Annotated in this window: 21 protein-coding genes and 1 tRNA gene; 7 read left to right on the top strand and 15 right to left on the bottom strand. The window is 28.2% G+C overall.

Annotation, left to right across the window (positions count from 1 at the left end; all coding sequences use genetic code 11):
- Positions 1 to 38 precede the first annotated feature (38 nt).
- From ABXT47_RS02135 to ABXT47_RS02115, 5 genes are read right to left on the bottom strand one after another with little or no spacing between them, the layout of a single operon-like run.
- Positions 39 to 899 (bottom strand): transporter substrate-binding domain-containing protein, encoded by an 861-nt coding sequence (locus tag ABXT47_RS02135; protein WP_415309105.1) that lies wholly within the window; start codon positions 897 to 899, stop codon positions 39 to 41.
- Positions 900 to 958: 59 nt separating this feature from the next.
- The gene (speD, locus tag ABXT47_RS02130) at positions 959 to 1,999 is read right to left on the bottom strand and encodes an adenosylmethionine decarboxylase (protein WP_415309104.1); all 1,041 of its coding nucleotides are present in this window, start codon (positions 1,997 to 1,999) and stop codon (positions 959 to 961) included.
- A gap of 6 nt (positions 2,000 to 2,005) precedes the next feature.
- Positions 2,006 to 2,638 carry a class II aldolase/adducin family protein gene (locus ABXT47_RS02125; RefSeq protein WP_415309103.1) on the bottom strand — a complete coding sequence of 211 codons (633 nt, stop codon included), beginning with the start codon at positions 2,636 to 2,638 and terminating at the stop codon, positions 2,006 to 2,008.
- On the bottom strand, positions 2,638 to 3,708 hold the full coding sequence (gene mtnA / locus ABXT47_RS02120) for an S-methyl-5-thioribose-1-phosphate isomerase (protein ID WP_415309102.1): 1,071 nt from the start codon (positions 3,706 to 3,708) through the stop codon (positions 2,638 to 2,640). Before mtnA ends, ABXT47_RS02125 begins: the two co-directional genes overlap by 1 nt.
- Entirely contained in the window at positions 3,705 to 4,577 is an 873-nt protein-coding gene (locus ABXT47_RS02115) for an S-methyl-5'-thioadenosine phosphorylase (protein WP_415309101.1), read from the bottom strand. Before ABXT47_RS02115 ends, mtnA begins: the two co-directional genes overlap by 4 nt.
- A 41-nt stretch (positions 4,578 to 4,618) precedes the next feature.
- On the opposite strand from ABXT47_RS02115, the gene ABXT47_RS02110 reads away from it, so the two are divergent.
- Positions 4,619 to 5,146 (top strand): adenine phosphoribosyltransferase, encoded by a 528-nt coding sequence (locus tag ABXT47_RS02110; protein ID WP_415309100.1) that lies wholly within the window; start codon positions 4,619 to 4,621, stop codon positions 5,144 to 5,146.
- Here ABXT47_RS02110 and ABXT47_RS02105 read toward each other — a convergent pair.
- Entirely contained in the window at positions 5,143 to 6,003 is an 861-nt protein-coding gene (locus tag ABXT47_RS02105) for a glycosyltransferase family 2 protein (protein WP_415309099.1), read from the bottom strand. The genes ABXT47_RS02110 and ABXT47_RS02105 overlap by 4 nt on opposite strands.
- Before the next feature lie 47 nt (positions 6,004 to 6,050).
- Here ABXT47_RS02105 and rfbB point away from each other — a divergent pair, with 47 nt between their 5' ends.
- Genes rfbB through ABXT47_RS02085 form a run of 4 tightly spaced genes read left to right on the top strand, consistent with a single transcriptional unit; the run spans position 6,051 to position 9,160 of the window.
- On the top strand, positions 6,051 to 7,073 hold the full coding sequence (gene rfbB, locus ABXT47_RS02100) for a dTDP-glucose 4,6-dehydratase (protein WP_415309098.1): 1,023 nt from the start codon (positions 6,051 to 6,053) through the stop codon (positions 7,071 to 7,073).
- Positions 7,070 to 7,939: a sugar nucleotidyltransferase gene (locus ABXT47_RS02095; RefSeq protein ID WP_415309097.1), complete on the top strand. Its 870-nt coding sequence runs from the start codon at positions 7,070 to 7,072 to the stop codon at positions 7,937 to 7,939. Before rfbB ends, ABXT47_RS02095 begins: the two co-directional genes overlap by 4 nt.
- Complete coding sequence (rfbC, locus tag ABXT47_RS02090) at positions 7,936 to 8,469, top strand: dTDP-4-dehydrorhamnose 3,5-epimerase (RefSeq protein WP_415309096.1); 534 nt, start codon at positions 7,936 to 7,938, stop codon at positions 8,467 to 8,469. The genes ABXT47_RS02095 and rfbC overlap by 4 nt, the downstream gene beginning before the upstream one ends.
- Entirely contained in the window at positions 8,459 to 9,160 is a 702-nt protein-coding gene (locus ABXT47_RS02085) for a sugar nucleotide-binding protein (RefSeq protein ID WP_415309095.1), read from the top strand. Before rfbC ends, ABXT47_RS02085 begins: the two co-directional genes overlap by 11 nt.
- Positions 9,161 to 9,162: 2 nt before the next feature.
- Here ABXT47_RS02085 and ABXT47_RS02080 read toward each other — a convergent pair.
- From ABXT47_RS02080 to xsc, 8 genes are all read right to left on the bottom strand, one after another.
- A tRNA-Met gene (locus ABXT47_RS02080) sits at positions 9,163 to 9,239 on the bottom strand.
- A 156-nt stretch (positions 9,240 to 9,395) separates the two neighbouring features.
- On the bottom strand, positions 9,396 to 11,429 hold the full coding sequence (locus ABXT47_RS02075) for a hypothetical protein (RefSeq protein ID WP_415309094.1): 2,034 nt from the start codon (positions 11,427 to 11,429) through the stop codon (positions 9,396 to 9,398).
- 284 nt (positions 11,430 to 11,713) lie between these two features.
- Positions 11,714 to 12,604 carry a hypothetical protein gene (locus ABXT47_RS02070; protein ID WP_415309093.1) on the bottom strand — a complete coding sequence of 297 codons (891 nt, stop codon included), beginning with the start codon at positions 12,602 to 12,604 and terminating at the stop codon, positions 11,714 to 11,716.
- 210 nt (positions 12,605 to 12,814) lie between these two features.
- The gene (locus ABXT47_RS02065; RefSeq protein WP_415309092.1) at positions 12,815 to 14,653 is read right to left on the bottom strand and encodes a carbamoyltransferase; all 1,839 of its coding nucleotides are present in this window, start codon (positions 14,651 to 14,653) and stop codon (positions 12,815 to 12,817) included.
- 1 nt (position 14,654) lies between these two features.
- Positions 14,655 to 14,804, bottom strand: coding sequence for a DUF5989 family protein (locus ABXT47_RS02060; protein WP_415309091.1), 150 nt, complete (start codon positions 14,802 to 14,804; stop codon positions 14,655 to 14,657).
- Between the two features lie 75 nt (positions 14,805 to 14,879).
- Positions 14,880 to 15,779, bottom strand: coding sequence for a class I SAM-dependent methyltransferase (locus ABXT47_RS02055; protein WP_415309090.1), 900 nt, complete (start codon positions 15,777 to 15,779; stop codon positions 14,880 to 14,882).
- A gap of 2 nt (positions 15,780 to 15,781) precedes the next feature.
- Positions 15,782 to 16,171, bottom strand: coding sequence for an SxtJ family membrane protein (locus ABXT47_RS02050; RefSeq protein ID WP_415309089.1), 390 nt, complete (start codon positions 16,169 to 16,171; stop codon positions 15,782 to 15,784).
- 2 nt (positions 16,172 to 16,173) lie between these two features.
- The gene (gene xsc, locus ABXT47_RS02045) at positions 16,174 to 17,955 is read right to left on the bottom strand and encodes a sulfoacetaldehyde acetyltransferase (protein ID WP_415309088.1); all 1,782 of its coding nucleotides are present in this window, start codon (positions 17,953 to 17,955) and stop codon (positions 16,174 to 16,176) included.
- Between the two features lie 111 nt (positions 17,956 to 18,066).
- Here xsc and ABXT47_RS02040 point away from each other — a divergent pair, with 111 nt between their 5' ends.
- Together ABXT47_RS02040 and ABXT47_RS02035 are read left to right on the top strand one after the other, a co-directional pair.
- Positions 18,067 to 18,351 carry a UxaA family hydrolase gene (locus ABXT47_RS02040; RefSeq protein WP_415309086.1) on the top strand — a complete coding sequence of 95 codons (285 nt, stop codon included), beginning with the start codon at positions 18,067 to 18,069 and terminating at the stop codon, positions 18,349 to 18,351.
- A 5-nt stretch (positions 18,352 to 18,356) separates the two neighbouring features.
- Positions 18,357 to 19,523 carry a UxaA family hydrolase gene (locus tag ABXT47_RS02035; RefSeq protein WP_415309361.1) on the top strand — a complete coding sequence of 389 codons (1,167 nt, stop codon included), beginning with the start codon at positions 18,357 to 18,359 and terminating at the stop codon, positions 19,521 to 19,523.
- Positions 19,524 to 19,544: 21 nt separating this feature from the next.
- Here the strand turns inward: ABXT47_RS02035 and ABXT47_RS02030 are convergent, their stop codons facing one another.
- Positions 19,545 to 21,794 (bottom strand): polysaccharide biosynthesis protein, encoded by a 2,250-nt coding sequence (locus ABXT47_RS02030; protein WP_415309085.1) that lies wholly within the window; start codon positions 21,792 to 21,794, stop codon positions 19,545 to 19,547.
- Positions 21,795 to 21,868 lie beyond the last annotated feature (74 nt).

Below are 21,868 nucleotides of genomic sequence, written 5' to 3'. Positions count from 1 at the left end.
GGGCGACTAAATAAATAGTCGCCTTTTCAAAATATTAATTACATAGAAGCATCAAAGCCAAAATGCTTTATCGCAAGTCTACTAATAACACCATCTTTTCTCGCTTGATTAATGGCTTTGTTAAAAGCATTTAAAAGTTCAGCATCTCTTGCACCAAGTGTTCCACCTAGTTGAGAGGCCTGTCTTAAGCCAACTCCTACACCATTACCAAATGCTCCGCCTGAAAAAGTTGGTCCAACAAGAACAACTGATTTTCCAGATTTGTCAGCATAATCAGTAAATGCTACAGCAGCAGCTAAAGCTACATCACATCTTCCAGAAGCTAAGTCTAAATTAACTTCATCTTGTGTTTTGTAAGTTCTAACATTAACTTTTCCTACATCACCAGACTCTAAAAAGTTTTGGTGAATAGTTCCTGTTTGAGTACAAACAGTTTTACCAGCTAACGCAGCAGTAATAGTTTTTAAAGCTTTTTTAGCATCACCATTTGGACTAGAAAGTCCAATACCAGCAGGAGTATCAATTCCTTCAAGACTTGAACCTTTCATTACAGCAAGAGAAGCTACTTCATCAGCATAACCTTGAGAAAATGTTATAACTTTTTTTCTTTCATCAGTGATTGACATCCCAGCCATTATTGCATCAAATTTTCTCATTTGAAGAGCTGGTATCATTCCATCCCAATCCTGTTCTACGACTTCACATTGTCTTCCTATGTATCTACATAGTGAATAAGCTAATTCAACCTCAAATCCAATTAGTTTGCCTGAAGCATCTTTTGAATTCCATGGAGGATAAGCTCCTTCAGTCCCAATTCTAATTTTATCAGATGCGTAAACATTTCCAATAATTAGTAGAGAAGCAAGAACTGAAAAAATAGTTTTTTTAAATATATTCATTATTTTCTCCTTTGATTAAATAAATATTATTTCACAAATTTAGTGAATTAAAAAGAAAATTAATGGTTTATTGAAGATGAAAAATTCCAAGAACAATCAAAACTAGGGATGTAAACTCTAGATAATTTAGTATTCCCAAAGTGATGATTAAATACATTTAGCCAGTTATCAACTTGTTTAGGCTTTTTATCTTGGCTTCCAACCTGAGCTGTAATTACTCCTTTTGGTTTTAATATTCTAATCATAGAGTCCATATTTTTAGCAGCCAAATCTATACAAAATTGGTCATCATTAAGGTCTACAAATATGTGGTCATAGGTATCTTCTTTTACAGATTTTATATTTTCAAACGCATCTCCCCAGACACATTTAACTGAATTTTTTTCAGTAGCTTTTTTTCCAATATCTCCTAAGTGTTTGTTGCAAATATCCACAACTTCAGGATCAAGCTCATACCAATCGACAAAACTAAATTTTTTTGAAATACATTCTCTAGCAACACCACCATCACCACCACCAATTATAGCAGCCTTTTCATTATCTTTGTTTAGATCTAAACCAGCGCCAACAAATGTTGAGCTATATAAATGTTCATCCGTTGAAGCAACTTGAATTTCACCATCAATAAATAGAGATTTACCAAATTGTTCTAAATCTAAAATTTCAATATGTTGACCAACTTTGGAATTAAAATCTTCAATCACATCATTAACTATATATGATTTTTGCAAACCTGGAGAACTATAAATGTCATGATACAAAGATTTAGTATCTCTGTTAAACTCTTTTTTAATAATTCTTTTATATTTAAATTCTTGTTTAATGATTTCGAAGGCAATTGATGGGCTAATCTTTCCACAAGTGAAAAAATCAAAACTAATAATTCCTTTTTCAGGAAATGTATGAAAGCTAATGTGACTTTCTGCTAATAAAGCAAGTATTGTAAAACCCTGTGGTTCAAATTTATATTTTGAAATTTTAAGAACAGTTACTTCTGCAACTTTTGCAATTTTATAGATGGCATTCTCAAAGACTGAAGGATCATATTCCTGAGTTGTACCGATAATATCTAAAGTTATATGTTCACCTACTTTAGTCATAAAAAATTATCCCTTCTTATAATTTTTTGCTTTACTTAAAACTTTATTCATTTCTTTTGATGATAAAATTTTAGGCTTACCAATTTTTAGGGCTTTTATATACTGGTTAGAAAGATTTTCAACCTCTTCAGCTAACTCAAATGCTTTAGATAAATTTTCAGAAAATGCAATCTGTCCGTGATTGCCAATTAAACATGCTTTTCTCTGTTTTAGTACTTTAAGAATATTTTTAGATAGTTCTCTTGTTCCATATGTTGCATATTTTGCACATTTAATATCGTTACCACCTGCCATTGCTATCATATAGTGAAATGCTGGAATTCCTTTTCCATGAGTAGAAATTGCTGTTGCGCAGTTTGAATGTGAATGAATTATTGCTTTCGCTTCTGTTTTATTATTATAAATATCTTGATGAAACTTCCATTCAGAGGATGGAATTCCTTTTTTTTTATCAAATTTTCCTTGAATAGAAACAAAAACTATATCTTTATTTTTTAATAAAGAATATTTTGCTCCTGAAGGTGTTATTAAAAAACCATCTTTATATCTTACAGATACATTTCCAGATCTTAATGCAGAAAGCTTTCTACTATTTAGCATTTTAGCATACTTTATAACTTCAGATCTTAAATTTTTCATTATCTAAACATTTTCTTTAATGCATCACTTGATGCTTCAGAAATTCCTTTTTCTGTAATTAATCCTGTTACGTACTTTGCTGGTGTAACATCAAAAGCGAGGTTCATTGCTTTGCTTTTTTTAGGATATATTAAAACTTTTTTTATTTCATTATTTTCATCTATACCTTCGATGTGAGATAGTTCCTCTGAATTTCTTTCTTCAATCGGAATATCTTTGGCGTCATTAATATCCCAATCTATTGTTGAGCTTGGTAATGCAACATAAAATGGTACATTATTATCATGAGCTGCCAAAGCTTTAAGATAAGTGCCTATTTTGTTACAAACATCACCATTTGACAAAGTTCTATCAGACCCAACAATACACATATCAACCTCGCCTCTTTGCATTAAAATTCCTCCTGTGTTATCTGCAATAATAGTATTTGGAATTTCTTCCTCATTTAATTCATGTGAAGTTAAATTAGCTCCCTGGTTTCTAGGTCTAGTTTCATCTACCCAAATATGAATTGGAATCCCTTTTTTATGAGCATGATAAATAGGTGATGTTGCAGTACCCCAATTAATGGTTGCTAACCAACCAGCATTACAATGTGTTAAAATATTAACTGTATCTTTTTTTTTATTATAAATTTCTTCAATAATTTTCAATCCATTTAACCCAATATTTTTACAGAACTTTTCATCCTCATCACAAATTATTTTGGCTTCAATTGAAGCAATATTCAAAATTTTATCACTACTAATGCCTGATAATTTTTTCATCATACGATCTACTGCCCACTTTAAATTGATAGCAGTTGGTCTTGAATTAATTAAATCTTCTGAACTTTTTTTAATAAAAAGAGGATCATTATTTTCTTTTACTGCCAAAACTATTCCATATGCAGCTGTACCACCAATTAAAGGTGCTCCTCTTACTTCCATTATTTTAATGGCATTAATTGCATCTTTAACAGTTTTAAGATCTTTAATTATAAATTTATGTGGAAGCTTAGTTTGATCAATTATTTTGACAACATCATCTTCATACCAAATTGTTCTATATTCTTTTCCTGCAATTTTCATTTATTCAGAATTCGTCCTGCAACTGTTTTTAACTTATCAATTGTCTTTTGAGTTCTTTTTTCACTTGCTGTTATAACTGCTACATCTAAGCAATTGTTAGTTGGATCTTTTGGGTCAATAAAATCTTCAAAATTATCAATTATATTTTTAATCATTTTTTTTGCCTTTTCAGCATTACCTAAAAGAATTTTAATAACTTGTTGAACATCTACATTTTCATGATCAGGATGCCAACAATCAAAATCAGTAACCATTGATACTGATGCATATCTAATTTCTGCCTCTCTTGCTAATTTTGCTTCTGGCATGTTAGTCATGCCAATTACATCTGCGTTCCATGACCTATATAAATTTGATTCAGCTAGTGTCGAAAATTGAGGTCCTTCCATAACTACATATGTTCCATTTCTTTGATAATCGATTTTTTCTTTCTTTATAGCTTCTTCACATGAATTCATTAGACCATTTGAAGTTGGGTGCGCCATTGATACATGGGCAACAATCTCGTCGTCAAAAAAAGTTTTAGTTCTAGCAAAAGTTCTATCGATAAATTGATCAACTATTACAAATTTACCTGGATGAAGATTTTCTTTCAGAGATCCCACAGCTGAAACTGATACAATATCTGTTACACCCAATTGTTTAAGTGCGTCAATATTTGCTCTAAAATTGATATTTGATGGAGAAATAAAATGACCTTTTCCATGTCTCGGTAAAAAATAAACTGTTTTATTATTATAATATGTCTTTAAAATTTGATCAGATGGCTTTCCCCAAGGAGTATTTAAATCAAGTAATTCACGATCTTTAAATTCCTCAATATCATAAAGGCCGCTTCCACCTATTATAGCTAATTTATTGTTTGCCATATTTCAAAAATAATTTATTCAATCATATAAACTAAATTAACATGAATTTAAAAGATTATATAAGGTCCATACCTGATTATCCAAAAAAAGGAATATTATTTAGAGATATCACACCTTTAATTGAAAATGAAAATGCTTTTTCAGAATGCATAAATCAAATAGTTGAAAGATCAAAAAATTTCAAAATTGATAAAATTGCAGCAATTGAATCAAGAGGGTTTGTATTTGCATCTGCTGTTTCTTATTTATTAAAAAAACCATTTATTATGCTTAGAAAAAAAAATAAATTACCCTCAGAAACATATTCTGTTGATTTCGAGCTTGAATATGGAACTGCAACTATTGAAGTTCATAAAGATTCTATTAAAAAGGATGACTTAGTCCTAATAATTGATGATTTAATAGCAACTGGAGGTACTGCTGATGCTGCAGCTAAATTAATAAAAATTTCTGAGGGAAATGTTGCTGGTTTTATATTTGTAATTAATCTCTTTGATCTTGGTGGAAATAACAAGCTAATTAAAGCAGGTCATAAAGCTGAAAGCTTAATGGAATTTCCTGGTCATTAGTCATCTAATCTAAAAAAAGAATTATTTCCAATTATAGAGTTAATGGCACCAAATAATCTCATTTTATATATTTCTTTTTTATGTGTATTAAATGTTATCAAATAAAAAATATATTTTATATTTGCAGAAAAAATATTAAAAAAAATATTTACAAATGCTTTCAAAAAACCATAGTGTTTTTTATTAAAATAAAACTTAGACCACATCCAGTGCCAATTTCTTAAATATTCAATATTATTAGTTTTATTCAAATGTACAGATGAACCTCCAAGATGCTCAATCAAAGAATTTTTAATAATATATATATTTTCACCTCTCTCCTTGACTTTAAAACATAAATCATCATTTTCTAGATATAAAAAAATATTTTCATCAAAAAAAATGTGGTTTTTAAATTTTTCTTTGTTAATGAGCATTGAAAAACCATCAATAGAGTCAACTGAAATAATATTTTGATCTTTGTCTAAAAAATTCTTACCACCCTTATAATTAGGAAAGTTTGACTGATTATGCATAGGTGAGAGAATTGCAAAATCTTCTATTTTTTTACTTGAAATTACCAGGTTCTCAAAAGTATCTTTTTTAAACTTAACATCTGGGTTTATAACGAATACAAATTCTGTATTAGCTCTTTTAATTCCTATGTTATTTGAAGCACCCATTCCCAAATTTTCACTTAATAAGACCTCAATATTGTCATATTTTGTTTCTAAGTCTTTTTTTAGTTTAACATTTTTAGAATTCTCAATAATAATTTTATTTGAATTTTGCGGAAGCGAGTTTATGCAGTCATAAATAACGTTTTCACTTTTAAATGAAACAATTATAAAGGTAATGTTTTGGAGATTTAAATTCATTAAGATAAACAAGTATACTTAAAGTAAAGTTTGTTGTAAAAAAAATAATGCATAAGATTTTAGTAACTGGTGGGCTCGGTTTCATAGGAAGTAACTTAATTGGTATGCTTTTAAAACAAAATTATAGTGTTATCAATATTGATAAGATTGGTTACGCTTCAAATTTCTATAATACAAAAAAATTCTCAAAAAATAAAAGATATAAATTTATTAAATGTGATATTCAAAATAAAACAAAGATTGATAAAATCCTAAATAAATTTAAACCTCACTGTATATACAATCTTGCAGCAGAAACTCATGTAGACCGTTCTATTGATGGCCCAAAAACTTTTATAAATTCTAATATCCTTGGTACATTTTCTATTTTAGAGGCGTTTAAAAGATATTCTAAAAAAAATAAAAAAACAAAATTAATTCATATATCGACTGATGAGGTATATGGTGACGTTTTAAAAGGTAGATCCAAAGAGATTGACGCTTATAAACCAAGCTCACCATATTCTGCATCAAAAGCTGCATCTGATCACTTGGTTTATTCTTATGTTAGAACTTTTAAAATTCCTGCAATTATAACAAACTGTTCAAATAATTATGGTCCCAGACAGCACCCTGAAAAACTTATACCAAAATTAATATATAATATTTTAAATAATAAAAATTTACCTATTTATGGTAAGGGCAAAAATTCTAGAGAATGGATTTATGTTGATGATCATTGTGATGCTTTAATCAAAATTTATAAGAAAGGTACTATAGGAGAATTTTATAATATTGGATCAAATTTCAATTTAGACAACATATCAGTTGTAAAAAAATTATTAATTACAGCCAAACACAAAATTAAAGTTGGTAAAAATGTAAAGATTAATTTTATTAAAGATAGACCTGGTCATGACATAAGATATGCGATTGATAGCAATAAACTAAAAAAAAAACTTAAATGGCAGCCAAAAACAAATTTTAAAAATGGTCTTAAAAAAACTTTTTTATGGTATTTTGAAAATCAAAAATACTATTCAAAACTTAATAAGAAGGATATCATTAAGAGAATTGGAATAAAAAAATGATTAAAAAAGGAATTATATTATCTGGTGGTATGGGCACAAGAATGAGTCCTCTGACTAAAGCAGTAAATAAACAGCTTCTTCCAATATATGATAAACCTCTAATTTTTTATCCTTTATCAATATTAATGTTAGCAAAAATTAAAGATATTTTAATAATTATTAATAAAGGACAGTTAGATCAATATAAGAAAATACTACCTGATGGAAAACGACTGGGAATTAAAATAACTTACATCGAACAAGAATCTCCAAAAGGTTTACCAGATGCTTTTATTTTAGGTGACAAATTTATCGGTAAAGATGATGTTTCTTTAATTTTAGGTGATAATTTTTTTTATGGACAATATTTATCAACCAGACTTCTTGAGTGTGTACAACTAAAGAAAGGAGCTAAAGTTTTACTACATAGAGTTGCTAAGCCAGAAAGATATGGTGTTGCTAAAGTAAATAAAAATAAAATTACTTTAATAAAAGAAAAGCCTAAAAAATTTATATCTGATCTAGCTATAACTGGCCTTTATTTTTTTGATAATAGAGTTGTTAAATTTTCAAAAGAATTAAAACCCTCAAAGAGAAATGAATTAGAAATTACTGATCTATTAAATAAATACAGAAAGAAAAACCAATTATCAGCTGATTATATCGGTAGAGGTGGAGCATGGTTGGATACAGGTTCTATAGAGGATTTTTACAAAACAAGTAATTTTGTTTCTGCGATTGAAAACCAACAAGGCTTTAAAATCGCATGTATTGAAGAAATAGCATTTTTGAATAAATGGATTAATAAAACCCATATTTTAGATGCAATTAAGTTTTATGGAAATTGTGAATATTCTCATTACTTAAAAAAACTTATTACTAAATGATCTATAAAACAAAATTTAAAGGTCTATTAATTCTTAAAAAAAAATTATATAGAGATAAAAGAGGCTATTTTAAAGAACTACTAATAGAAAAACAAGTAAAACAAAATTTTCCATTTGTTGTTATGTCTTTTTCCAAAAGGAATGTGTTGAGAGGGCTTCATATTCAAAATAAAAACTCTCAAGGAAAATATATATCAGTTATTAAAGGTAGAATTTTTGACGTTGTAGTGGATTTAAGAAAAAAATCTAAAACATTTGGAAAAACTTTTTCAATCATTCTGAGTGAAAAAAATAATAAGTCTTTGTATATTCCAGCTGGTTTTGCTCATGGTTTTTACACAATTGATCGTGAAAACTATGTAGTATACAGTTGCACAAATTATCGAGATGCTAAAAGTGAATGTGGAATTCGATATAATGATAAAGACCTTAAGATCAAATGGCCTACAAAAACACCTTTAATATCTGCTAAAGATAAAAAAAATATTTCTTTCAATGAATTTAAAAAAAATATCTATTATGAAAAATAGAATATTAGTTACAGGTGGTGAGGGCAGATTTGCAAAAATACTAAAAAAACAAAATAAAAAATTAAATTTATTTTTCACTAACAAAAGAGAATGTAATATTTTAAAAGTTAAGTCTATCGAAAGTATTATTAAAAAAATTAAACCATCGATTATTTTACATTGTGCGGGCTTATCAAGACCAATGAATATTCATGAAAAAGAAATTTCTAAAAGTATAGACTTGAATATTATTGGGACTGCAAATTTAACAAAAGTATGTGAAAAGTTTAAAATTAAATTAGTATATTTTTCTACTGGATATGTTTATGAGGGTAAAAAAGGAAACTGTAAAGAAAGTGATCCCGTTAAACCTTTTAATAATTATGGACTTTCTAAATTAGGGGGTGAGTGTGCAGTAACTATGTATAAAAATTCTTTAATATTAAGAATAACAATGACGGAAAAACCTTTTATGTACAAGAAAGCTTACACAAACTTAAAAACTAATTTTATGTTTCATGAAGATTTAGTAAACATGCTACCAAAACTTATTAATAAAAAAGGTATCATTAATGTTGGTGGTAAATCACAGTCTGTTTTTAACTTTGCTAAAAAATTTAATCCTTCTATAAAAAAAATAAAAGCTAAAAAAAATATAAAATTTCCATTCAATCAAACTATGAACTTAGCCAAATTAAAAAAAATTATTTAAAATGGTAGCGGGAAGTGGAATCGAACCACTGACCTCAGGCTTATGAGTCCTGCGCTCTAACCGACTGAGCTACCCCGCCACTTAATTATCGTTGTTTTATAATAGATTTTATTTTCTGTCCAATCAAGTATTTCTCTGATTTCGTTGCTGACTGTGTTCTATGTGAGTCAAGAATACTTCATACGAGGTTCCTGTGGACTCGCAACGGGAAATAAATTTATACGTTTAGATTTTTTTATTGTCCTAATGCCTCTTTAGCACTTTCTGTTGTATAGTTAGTTCCGTACTGAGCGTTATAAGCTGCGACTGCATCTGCAAAACTACCATAACCAAGGCCTTGAGCAGCAGCTTCAAGATCAGTAGATACACCAACTGTTGCTGCTTGAGAAATACTATCTGCAACTGTTTGTAAGTCTGTTCCAAGATCCTTTGCAATTGATGCGGCATCAAAAGAACCCATTTGATCAATCAAATCAACTCCAAGTGTAACATCACCCCAATTTGATGTACTATCCATATATTGAGCACTCTGCCAATGGTTTGCATAATCTTCTGAAGTCATATTACTTCCATAAAAATCGTTAGCTACTTTGGTTAAATCTTTAAAATCATTAATATCAATTCCAAGAGAGCTACCAACAAGCTGACTGTAATTGTTAAGTGTTATAGTAAAATCTTGATTAAGATAATCGTCAATATTAAAACCACCTGAAGATTGTATTTCCTTAGCAATTTCTTTGATACTATCATTTATAGATAATCCTAAATCATTCTTGTCAATATTGATCATCTCATTAAAAGTATTAATTGCAAGTTGTGCTTTTAGATCTTCAATATTTTCATTCGTAAATTCTATCAAATTTCCATCTGTATCTTTAACCTCGGATGGCAGTTGACCCTTCCATGATTTTGCCCAATCTTTTGAAGCCCATCTTTTCATATTATCATAGTCATCAAAGGTCATGACAATAGACTTAAGATCAAAATTATTTTTTTCAATTGAATTTATATAGCTATCAATTTTAAAACCATTATTGCTAAGATTTAAAATAGAATTTTGTAAAAGATTTTTTTTTGCTTTTTTTTGCATTTTCATTCCAATGCTAATTGCAGCTAAAACTTTCTGATCTTCTTCTGGAAGTGTTTCAATTTTTACTTCTTCCATATTTTGAATATGTTTTTTTGGAATTATATCTTTTTCAACATCCTTAATTATAGCTGACATAAAAGCCAAACTATCCAAAGTTAAATCATGGTTTGATATATTTTCTAAAGTTTTTGTGAATAATTTATTGATAGTCTGATAAAACTCTCCATTAGCACCTTCTAGTTTAGATAATTGTCTTAATGAACTTTTAACTCTTGTGGTATATTTTTTATGATCTTTATAAAAAACTTTTTCTTTGATTCTTTGTTCTTTTCTTAATGTTATATTTTTCTTTAAACTGCTAAGACCAGCATTAAGTTTTTTACTGTTTTTTCTTAATTTTTTTTCACTAGGTGTTAATATAATAACTTCTTTTTTTGCCTGGATTAAAAAATCATGCATTAACATGTATCTTTTTAAGGCCACTTGAACATCATCATTTAGTGTTAGCCCCATTGACTCTCTCATTGTTTTTCTTGCCTGATTTAATGAGTATAAGCTTTTAATATCTTTCTTTACGTGGTGGGGTATGTTGGGCCATTTCTCTCTAAAAGATCTAATATGTTTTTCTTTTTTCCTAAGTTGTTCCATATAGAAAAATTCGAAATAACCCATAGCCTTCATTAAATTTTCTGGGTTTTTTTCCATAAGGTTTTTTTGTTGAACAAAAATTAAATACATATCTTTTGTTGATTTACTTGCTCTTGAAGCAAAAGATTTTCTTTTAGATTTAAACAGTCCAGAAGGAACATCCAATATTCTTGTAAAAGTTCCTAGTTGATCAAGTTCACTCAAATGTACATAGGATTTAGTCAAATCTTGATTAAAATCTTTTTTTACTATTTTTTTATCCACTTTTTCGACTGTGGTCTTTACTTTTTTAATATTTTTTTTTTTTTCAACTATGACTTTTCTTTTTTTAATATTATTTTTTTTTGTAATTAAATCCTCTTGTGAGTCTGTTTTTAATAAAATATTTTTAGCTTTTGAAAATTCATCTTTTGTGATTGCTCCTTCTTTGAACAAATTATTTAATTGGGTTAATTCCCCAGCAATACTTGCTGCTTTTGCATTTACACTCAACAAAAGACCTAGAAAGATTATTAATAAAATTTTTTTCATTAAAAAATACTTTCTCACTGTGTCATGTGTGTGTCAAGGAATGTGAGAATGGTAATTGCGATAGCTATACTGCGATAACTAACAGCGGACAGCGGGCTTATGAGTCCTGCGCTCTAACCGACTGAGCTACTCCACCACTTAATTATCGTTGTTTTATAATAGATTTTATTTTTAGTCCAATCAAGTATTTGCCTGCTTACTGTTCAGAGTGTTTCATATGTTGTTCAATATTATATAATGAAGTTAAATTGTCAGTCTATAAATAGATATCAGTGTTTAACAATCTAAAATTGTTCAATAATTTTATTTCCTATGATTGAGTTACCTAGTTTTTTTAAGTGAACATCATCATCAATATAAATTAAATGTTTCCAGTTTTTGTCTTTATCTTTAATTCTTTTAAATTCTCCAAATAAATTAATTAATTTTTTACAATTATTTTTTTTGCATAATTCACTATTAAAATTTTCCCAGTTAAATTTTTTTTGTCCATATATTAAAGTTTCAGGCCAGGGGAAAATTATCAAGTATAATTCAAAATTATTTACTTTTGATAATTCACTAATTTTAAAAAAATATTCTTCAATAGTTTTTAAACTATAATCAAATTTTTCTTTATCTAAATTTTGATGATTTTCTATATCTGTATATGTAAAATTAGCTAAATTAGTTTTTAATGCTCCATCTTTAGTGCCTAGATTTGTTGAAAAAACTTTTAATTTTATATATCTCATAAAATTTCTAACATAAAATATTAATAATCTTGTACCTTTGAAATTAGAATTTTTAATTTTTTTCCATCTACTCATTTCTTGATTTGTATCATTTGACATAACAACAGGTGATATATTATCAGGAATATCAACCCACCTCAAAGATGCATCTGTCACATCAGTCATATCCAGAATTACAAAAACTTTTTTTACGCTTTTATTTTCTAAAAATTCATTAAGCGTATAATAATATTTTTTAATCCCATATCCAGGCATACCAAGGTTGTATATTTCAAAATCTGAAATATTCTTATCTGTCATTCCTACAAATGTATCTTCAAACTTTGATCCATAACCATATGTTTGGGAATCGCCCAAGAAAACAACATTTTGCTTATTTTCATTTCTTTTTTTACCTGAATATCTATAACCATCTTTATCTGTATAGACTTTATACGGCAAAACAGTTCTTTGTTTTTCAGTGGCTGTACAATTTTTTTTTAAATAATAATCATGATATGCCTTATTATTAAAATTTACATTTTTGTAATGAAAACAATCATATTGAATTTTTTCATCTTTTGTTAAATTACTATAAGTTATATCTCCAATAATTATAAAAAAAATATATATAAAAAAAAAATAAAAAATTTCTTAATAATTTTTATACTTTTAGTCCAATTCAAATTCATTTTGGTAATTTTTTTTTAATTGTTTATTTTGATCAATTTTTTTTAAATAACAATTTCCTATTGCTAAATTATCTAATTCTGTTCCCATAAAACAATTAAATGCATCATAGGGTGTATTAACAATTGGCTCTCCTCTCACGTTAAACGATGTGTTTACAACAACTGGAACATTTGTTTTTTCTTTAAATCTTTTAATCAAATTATAGTATTTTTGATTTACTTCTTTTTTAACAGTTTGAATTCTTGCTGTATAATCAACGTGTGTTACAGCTGGTATCTCTGACCTTTTAATATTAAGTTTATCAATTCCAAATAGCGCCTTTTCTTTTTCACTCATATTGTATGTTTTTTTTGAGTTTATATTTGAAACTAAAAGCATATAAGGACTTTCATCATCAATTTCAAACCATTCTGAAGCATCTTCTCTTAATACTGAAGGTGCAAATGGTCTAAAACTTTCTCTATATTTTACTTTTAGATTTAATGTTTTTTGCATTTCAGATGTTCTAGGATCACCTAAAATAGATCTAGCACCTAATGCTCTTGGACCAAACTCCATTCTACCTTGAAACCAACCAATAGCTTTTCCTTCAGATAAATCTATAGCTGTTTGTTCTATAAGATCATTTTCACTTAATATTTCAAAATTGGCTCCTATCTTTTTTAATTCATCTATTATCTCTTCTTGAGAATATTCTGGGCCTAAGTATGAGCCTTGCATACTATCGTTTGGATTAACTTGTCTTGGATTCTTTTGTTCAATATGCCAAAGAGCCAAAGTAGCACCAAGAGAACCTCCTGCATCACCTGAGGCAGGTTGTACCCATATATTATTAAAAATTTTTTCTTTTAGAATTTTTCCATTTGCAACACAATTAAGAGCGACACCTCCTGCCAGGCATAGATTGTCTATCTTGTATTCATCTTTTAAAGATCTAGCCAACTTAATCATAATGTCTTCAGTAACTTTTTGAATTGATGCAGCAATATCCATATGAAATTGTGTTATTTCTTGTTTTGCAGGGTCTCTTCTGCTTTGGTTAAATAAACTGTCAAATTTTTTATTAGTCATAGTTAATCCAGTAGTATAATTAAAATATTTTTGATCCAATCTAAATGTTCCATCCTCTTTTATGTCAATTAGGTTATTAATAATTTTATCAGTATAAATTGGAGTTCCATATGGAGCTAACCCCATAAGTTTATATTCGCCACTGTTTACTTTAAATCCTGTGTAATAAGTAAAAGCAGAATAAAGTAATCCTAATGAATGAGGAAAATGTAATTCTTTTTTAATTTCTAAATTATTACCATTACCAACAGCTACAGTTGTGGTTGCCCACTCACCTACGCCATCAGCTGTTAAAACTATAGCTTCCTCAAATGGTGACGGAAAGAAAGCACTAGCTGCATGACTTAAGTGGTGATCAGAAAAAAATAATTTATTTATATCTTTAAAATTTTCATCATGTCTTTTTAACTCAGTAAAAAGTAAATTTTTTTGAAAAAGTTTATCACGTAACCAAATTGGCATTGCTTTAGAAAAAGATTTAAAACCACTAGGTGCAAAAGCTACATAGGTTTCTAGTAATCTTTCAAATTTTAAAAATGGTTTTTCATAAAATATTATTTGATCGATTTCATTGAGTTTTAATCCAGAAAATTTAAGTACAAACTCTACTGCATTAAATGGATAGCTTGCATCATGTTTCTTTCGTGTAAACCTTTCTTCCTGTGCGGCAGCAATAATTTCTCCATTAATTAATATTGAGGCTGCACTATCATGATAAAATGCAGAAATACCTAAAATAGACTTCACTTTAAAATATTGTATAGATAAGTGGTCCTAGAGCCGACCCTTGTGATAAAATAATTATGCCACCAAAAAGAGCAAGTGTAACTAATATGGGTATTAACCAATATTTTTTTCTAAACTTTATAAAATTCCAGAACTCAATTAAAAAACTCATGTTAATCTTTTATCTTTAAAAATGAATAATTCAATAAAATTTATCTGAAGTTTAAGTTTTATAAAATTGTGTAAATTATTTTTTTTTACCAATTAGAACGAATAGTCCACCGTCAGAACCTAGGCTATTAAAAATCATTGAAATTTGATTTACAATCCTTGAATAAAGTGTTCCTACAGATTTTTTTTCAAACAGGTTATCGTAACCTCCGTCATCAAAATCACATTCTGGAATAGAACTAATAAAATCGATGTTGTTTTCGTTAAACCACTTAAGAACCTCATCTGTAGTATGTAAACTTTCTACAGGATGAATATACTGATCTCTTATCCATGCTTTTTGTTCTTCTGGATCATTTTTTAAATTTCTTAATGTAGGATCAATTAGTTTTAAAAAATTTTCACCCAATATTCTATAAAGATATTTTCTTATTATAGTTCTAATTCTTCCTATTTTATTATAAAGACCAATTAATATGTAGCCTTCTTTTTTAAGTGAGTTACATATTATATTAAAAGCAGCTTGTGGGTCTTTTGTGTGATGTAATACCCCACTACACCAAATAAAATCAAAAAAATCCTCTTTCAATACATCATCAAAAATATCAGCATTTACAAATTTAACATTGTCTATTTTATTTTTTATTGAAAAGTTGGATGCTAGGTTTAATGACTCTTTAGTTGGATCTAACCCAATTACATTATTGTTGGTACCAATTGAAAAGTATATTGATATTTGTCCCGTTCCACATCCCACTTCTAAAACATTTTTATTATAACCAATAAATTTTTTAAATTGAGCTGCTAAAATATTTTTATTACCTTTTTCTAAAATAGTAATTTTATTATCGTCTCTTTTGTAATTTGGAAAAGGACTATCTTTATAAAAATCTGTAACTTTTTTGGTTACATCATCATTAATATCAAAAGAAATTAAATTATTTTTTAAAATAAATTTTTTTTTTAAAAATTTCACTTCTAAAACTGGTCTTTCATTTTGCTTTTTGGACCATCTTTGTCAATCCAATATGATTTGAGTTTATTTTTTTTTAAATTCAGCACATCTTTACCAAAAAATTTCATTATTAAGGAAATAGGTGTTATTATTAAAAAAAAAACAACTGCCATTACAATTGGAGCTAAAAAACTACCTATGAATAATCCAAATTTAAACCAAAGTTTATTAAAAGGTGTTAAAATTGTTGAATTCTTTAATCCAAATATTAAAAAAAATATACTTATGATTAAAGACCAAACTCTAATACTGTCATTATTAATTAGTGGATAAATAGAGATTATTAAAAATATAACAAAAAAAACTACCCCAAAACTTCTATTGGAACTAATCTTAATTTTGTTTTTATTCAAAATTAGATCAATGAAGGTTGTTTCTTCATATCCTCTTTTTTAATACCTGCTATTTTTACAGGTCTTTTCATAGCATCTCTTCTAAAAGGCTCTCCAAGTTCTTGGTTTAGAATTACTTCAATAAATGTTGTAATTCCTTTCTTTTGATCTTCACATGATTGTTTAATTGCAGCGGTAGTTTCTTCCATAGTGCGAACCGTTACACCTTTTAAACCACAAGCATCAGCAACTTTTGCATAACTTAATTCTGGATCAAGTTCTGTTCCAACAAAGTTGTCATCAAACCATAAAGTGGTATTTCTCTTTTCAGCACCCCATTGATAATTTCTAAAAATTACCATTGAAATTGCTGGCCATTCTTCTCTGGCACATGAACTCATTTCATTCATACTAATACCAAATGCACCATCACCCGCAAAACCAATCACCGGCGTATCAGGACATCCAATTTTTGCTCCAAGAATTGCTGGAAAGCCATAACCACAGGGACCAAATAACCCTGGTGCTAAATATTTTCTACCTTTTTCGAATGTAGGATAGGCATTTCCTATTGCACAGTTATTTCCAATGTCACTAGAAATAATTACATCATCAGGCATACCTGCTTGAATTCCTCTCCAAGCTTCTCTAGGAGACATTCTATCTGCATCTCTTTTTCTAGCTTCAGCATTCCAAACTGTACCTTCATCGTCATCTTCATGATCTAAACTTGATAACTCTTGTAACCAAGCAGATTTAGTTTGGTGAATTGTGTTTTTTCTTTCTTCTCTATTTGTATCTCCAGCTGTTGTAGAAAGTTGAGCTAAGATTTGTTGAGATACTAATTTTGCATCCCCACAAATACCAACTGATACTTTTTTAGTTAAACCAATTCTATCTGAATTCATATCAACTTGAATGATGCTTGCATCTTTAGGCCAGTAATCCATTCCATAACCTGGCAAAGTTGAGAAAGGATTTAATCTTGTACCAAGTGCAAGAACAACATCAGCTTTCTTGATTAATTCCATTCCAGCTTTAGATCCATTATACCCTAGGGGTCCAGCAGCTAGTGGATGACTTCCTGGGAAACTATCATTGTGTTGATATCCCGAACAAACTGGAGCATCCAGTTTTTCAGCTAATTTTTTACAATCTTCAATTGCTCCTCCAATTACAACACCAGCGCCAGATAAAATTACTGGAAATTTAGCGTTTGACAATAATTCAGCTGCTTTTTTAATTGCATCAACTCCACCTGCTTGTCTCTCAAGTCTAACAATTGGAGGAAGGTCAATATCAATAACTTGTGTCCAGTAATCTCTTGGCACATTTATTTGTGCTGGTGCTGATCCTCTGATCGCTTTTTCAATTACTCTATTTAATACTTCTGCCATTCTTGAAGGGTCTCTAACTTCTTCTTGATAACAAACCATATCTTTAAATAAATTCATTTGTTCTACTTCTTGAAAGCCACCTTGACCCATAGTTTTATTAGCAGCTTGAGGTGTTACTAATAATAATGGTGTGTGGTTCCAATATGCAGTTTTAATTGGAGTAACAAGACCTGTAATCCCAGGACCATTTTGTGCAATAACCATAGACATTTTACCAGTAGATCTTGTGTAACCATCAGCAATTAATCCACCGTTTGTTTCATGAGCAACATCCCAAAAGGTAATTCCTGCATCAGGAAAAATATCTGAAATAGGCATAAAAGCTGAACCAATAATTCCAAAGGCGTGCTCAATACCATGCATTTGTAAAACTTTTACAAAAGCTTCTTCTGTTGTCATTTTAGTCATAATAATTAGGCCTTCCTGCTTAAGTTGTTAAAAAATCTATAAATAATTTGTTAATTTTAAAGATTAATATATAAGAATTGAAAAATTTCAAACAAACAAATCGACACAATTATGGCTACAGATATTATTATACACGATGAGAAAGACAACGTAGGAGTAGTTGTAATTGATAAAATCACTCCAAAACAAGATTGTGCATGCTGGATTATGGAGAATGATAAAACAATTAAGATTCAATCAGTAGATGAAATTCAATTAGGACATAAAATTGCAATGGTTGACCTTAACGAAGGTGATACTATTTTGAAATATGGTCATGATATTGGAAAGGTAGTTAAATCAATTAAAAAAGGTGAGCATGTTCATGTTCACAATGTAAAAACGAAGAAATGGTAAAAAATATGGAAATTCCAAAAAGTTTTTTAGGTTATAAAAGAGAAAATGACAGAGTTGGCACTAGAAACCACGTAATCATTTTGCCTGTAGATGATATCTCAAACGCTTGTGCTGAAGCTGTAGCAAACAATATTAAAGGGACAATTGCCCTTCCTCACTCTTATGGAAGACTTCAATTTGGTGCTGATTTAGATTTACACTTTAGAACAATGATTGGAACTGGAAAAAACCCGAACGTTGCTGCTGTAATTGTCATTGGAATTGAGCCTAAATGGACAAAAAGAATTGTTGATGAAATTGCTAAAACTGGAAAACCAGTTGAAGGATTTCACATTGAAAGAACTGGTGATATTGGAACAATCATGAAGGCTTCAAAAAAAGCTCAAGAGTTTGCAATGTGGGCTTCTGAAAAGCAAAGAGAAGAGTGTCCTTTAAGTGATTTGTGGATTTCGGTTAAATGTGGTGAATCTGACACAACATCAGGTCTTGCTGCTAACCCAACAGTTGGAAACTTAATGGATAAGTTAGAGCCATTAGGAGTTCATTTATGTTTTGGTGAAACGTCAGAGTTAACTGGAGCTGAAAAAGTTTGTGCTACACGTGGTGCAACTCCTGAAGCTTCTGAAAAATTCATGAAAACGTGGAGTGATTACAACGATTTTATTTTAAAAGAAGCAACAGACGATCTTTCTGAAAGCCAACCAACTGCAGGAAATATTGCGGGTGGATTAACTACAATTGAAGAAAAAGCATTTGGAAACTTTCAAAAGATTGGATCATGTAAATTTATTGATGTTTTAGAACCGGCAGAAGAACCTACTAAAGGAAAAGGTTTATATTTTATGGATACTTCATCTGCAGCAGCTGAATGTATTACTCTTCAAGCAGCAGCAGGATTTAACATTCACTTATTTCCAACTGGTCAAGGTAATATCGTTGGAAATCCTATTGAGCCAGTTGTTAAATTAACTGCAAATCCATTAACAGTAAAAGGTATGGGCGAACATATTGATTGTGATGTATCAAAAATTCTATCACGTGAAATGACTATGTCTCAAGCTGGTGATGAATTAATTAAATCAATGATTAGAGTTGCCAACGGTAGATTAACTTGTGCTGAAGCGTTAGGGCATAAAGAGTTTGTTATGACTAAACTTTATAGAAGTGCTTAAATTAAAAACTAAGTAAATATTTTATCTAATTTCTTTTGTTAAAACTTTTTTAATCAAATTAATTGAAGGATTTGGCATATTTTTTTCCGAAAAATAGATTAAATTTCGTAATATATCTTCAAATTTTATTTTAGAGTAATTTTCTTCATGAACAGTAAATATGTTATTATTCATTTTATTTAATTTGTTTTTACTAATAAATAATTGTTCAGAAACTTTCTCACCTTTTTGAAGTCCTATTTCTTTAATCTTGTATTTTGAATAAGGATTTATTCTTTTTTTCAAATTTATTAAATAATTTATAATCTTAATAATTTTTACGGGCTTACCCATATTTAAAACAAATGTTAAATTTTGTTTTTTCATTTTAGCTGTTTCAAGTACTAAAAAGCAGGCCTCTTTTATGGTCATAAAGTACCTACTAACATTTTTATCTGTAATTGTTATTGTTTTATTTTTATTTATTTGATCAATAAATGTTGGTACAGCAGATCCAACGCTACCAAAAACATTTCCAAAACGCACAATATTAATATTGCTTTTTTTATTAAATTTTCTAAAGAAAACACATATTATTTCTGCAAATCTTTTAGTTAATCCTAAAATACTGGTTGGATTTACTGCTTTATCGGTTGAAATAAGAGTAAAATTACAATTATTTTTAATTGCATTAAGAAGTAAATAATAAGTTCCAATCACATTGTTTGTTATTGCTGATTGAATATTATTTTCTAAAATATTTAAATGCTTATATGCAGCAGCGTGAAAAATATGAGATACTTTATTCTTTATGATAAGATTATTAATTAAATTATTATCCTTTATATCACCTAATATAAATTTAGTTTTTTTTAGTCCAATTTTTTTTAAATTAAAAAGAGATATTTCAGAATTGTCTAATGCTATAACATTTTTAGCATCTAAAAATTCAATTTGACGACATAATTCAGAACCAATTGATCCAGCAGCACCAGTAACTAGTATTGTTTTATTTTTAATTTTTGGATTTATTTTATTAATGTTTAGCTCTCTTCTTCCAATAATCTCTTCTATACCAATTGAAAAAGTATCATTTAGACTTAATTTATCAGAAATTAATTCTTTTTTTGTGGGAAGATAAATTACATTGTCACATATTTTTTTTAAGCGCATTTTCAATTTTTCAAGCTTAATTTGATCAAAGTCTGCAATCGAAATTATTATAGAATTAATTTGTTTTCTTAAAGAAAGTTTTTCGATGTCTGTTATTGATATGATCTTTTTATTCTTATAGTAAGTTTCTTGTAGTTTTGGGTTATCATCGACAAAACAAAATACTTTTTCATTATTATTTATTAATTGATTATATATTTGTTTTCCTGCATTTCCAGCCCCATAGATTATATATTCATATTCACCACTATTATTATAATTTGGTTTGTATCTTGTTTTAATTATATTATTATTTTTAATCTTCTTAACATTAAATTCTTTTTTAAGAAATTTTTCTATAGGGTAAAAATCTATTTTTTTTATTTCAGAAAAAAGATTTGTTGTATCTGCTATAGAGGCATCAATTTCTTCATTATTTTTTTTAAATTGAATTAATTTTTTAGGAAATTTAACAAAACTTAATATATCTTTAATCTTAATTCCAAAGCCACTTCCAACATCCAAGACTATATGTTTAGTTTTTTTTCTCAAAATAATAGAAATAATCTTAACAACATCTTTAATGTGTATAAAGTCTCTCATGGATTCGCCATTATTATTAATTGTAATTTTTTTTTGTAATTTTTTAGAAGTAAATATTTTACCAAGAATTGAAAATTTATCGTTAATGCCATTATATAAGTTAAAAATTCTTAAAATATTAAAATTAATATTGTTCTGTGAGCAAAAATTATAAATTAAGTTTTCACTTAAAATTTTAAATGAAGAAGCTAATTTTCTATTTGAAGAATCTTTAAGATTAGTTTTATTAAAACCATAAATTGATGATGAGCTATTATAAATTATTTTATTTATATATTTAGGATTTAGGTTATTTAAAACATTAGTAGTTGATAAAAGGCTTATTCTAATAAAGTCATTATAATCCTTAGGTTTTACTTCACTAATTTTTCTTGATGGGTAAAAATTATTAAAAATTATATTTATTTTTTTCTTACTTATTAATCTGATTTTGTCTATGAGATTGGGGTCTCTAGCTGAATAAATTATACAATTTTTAATTTTTTTGTTTAATTCATTTGTTAGTGAACAGTTTTTGCCGATTATGACATTAATCATTTTGATATTAAAGAATAAGATTATATTAAAAAAAATTAATAAAGAGATATACTAAAATTACACAAATTTAAAAC

Source organism: Candidatus Pelagibacter sp. Uisw_099_02 (assembly GCF_047727625.1).
Classification (GTDB): Bacteria; Pseudomonadota; Alphaproteobacteria; order Pelagibacterales; family Pelagibacteraceae; genus Pelagibacter.
The sequence above is the reverse complement of the archived record's forward strand: the minus strand, read 5'-3'. Positions and strand labels throughout refer to the sequence as shown.

Bases quoted from the DNA above. Each gene is read 5' to 3' on its own strand.
- ABXT47_RS02040 (WP_415309086.1), top strand. From the start codon at position 18,067: ATGGCTACAGATATTATTATACACGATGAGAAAGACAACGTAGGAGTA.
- ABXT47_RS02030 (WP_415309085.1), bottom strand. From the start codon at position 21,794: ATGATTAATGTCATAATCGGCAAAAACTGTTCACTAACAAATGAATTA.
- ABXT47_RS02135 (WP_415309105.1), bottom strand. From the start codon at position 899: ATGAATATATTTAAAAAAACTATTTTTTCAGTTCTTGCTTCTCTACTA.
- mtnA (WP_415309102.1), bottom strand. From the start codon at position 3,708: ATGAAAATTGCAGGAAAAGAATATAGAACAATTTGGTATGAAGATGAT.
- ABXT47_RS02085 (WP_415309095.1), top strand. From the start codon at position 8,459: ATGAAAAATAGAATATTAGTTACAGGTGGTGAGGGCAGATTTGCAAAA.
- rfbB (WP_415309098.1), top strand. From the start codon at position 6,051: ATGCATAAGATTTTAGTAACTGGTGGGCTCGGTTTCATAGGAAGTAAC.
- speD (WP_415309104.1), bottom strand. From the start codon at position 1,999: ATGACTAAAGTAGGTGAACATATAACTTTAGATATTATCGGTACAACT.
- ABXT47_RS02060 (WP_415309091.1), bottom strand. From the start codon at position 14,804: ATGAGTTTTTTAATTGAGTTCTGGAATTTTATAAAGTTTAGAAAAAAA.
- ABXT47_RS02035 (WP_415309361.1), top strand. From the start codon at position 18,357: ATGGAAATTCCAAAAAGTTTTTTAGGTTATAAAAGAGAAAATGACAGA.
- ABXT47_RS02110 (WP_415309100.1), top strand. From the start codon at position 4,619: ATGAATTTAAAAGATTATATAAGGTCCATACCTGATTATCCAAAAAAA.
- ABXT47_RS02095 (WP_415309097.1), top strand. From the start codon at position 7,070: ATGATTAAAAAAGGAATTATATTATCTGGTGGTATGGGCACAAGAATG.
- ABXT47_RS02125 (WP_415309103.1), bottom strand. From the start codon at position 2,638: ATGAAAAATTTAAGATCTGAAGTTATAAAGTATGCTAAAATGCTAAAT.
- ABXT47_RS02105 (WP_415309099.1), bottom strand. From the start codon at position 6,003: ATGAATTTAAATCTCCAAAACATTACCTTTATAATTGTTTCATTTAAA.
- ABXT47_RS02115 (WP_415309101.1), bottom strand. From the start codon at position 4,577: ATGGCAAACAATAAATTAGCTATAATAGGTGGAAGCGGCCTTTATGAT.
- ABXT47_RS02075 (WP_415309094.1), bottom strand. From the start codon at position 11,429: ATGAAAAAAATTTTATTAATAATCTTTCTAGGTCTTTTGTTGAGTGTA.
- xsc (WP_415309088.1), bottom strand. From the start codon at position 17,955: ATGACTAAAATGACAACAGAAGAAGCTTTTGTAAAAGTTTTACAAATG.
- rfbC (WP_415309096.1), top strand. From the start codon at position 7,936: ATGATCTATAAAACAAAATTTAAAGGTCTATTAATTCTTAAAAAAAAA.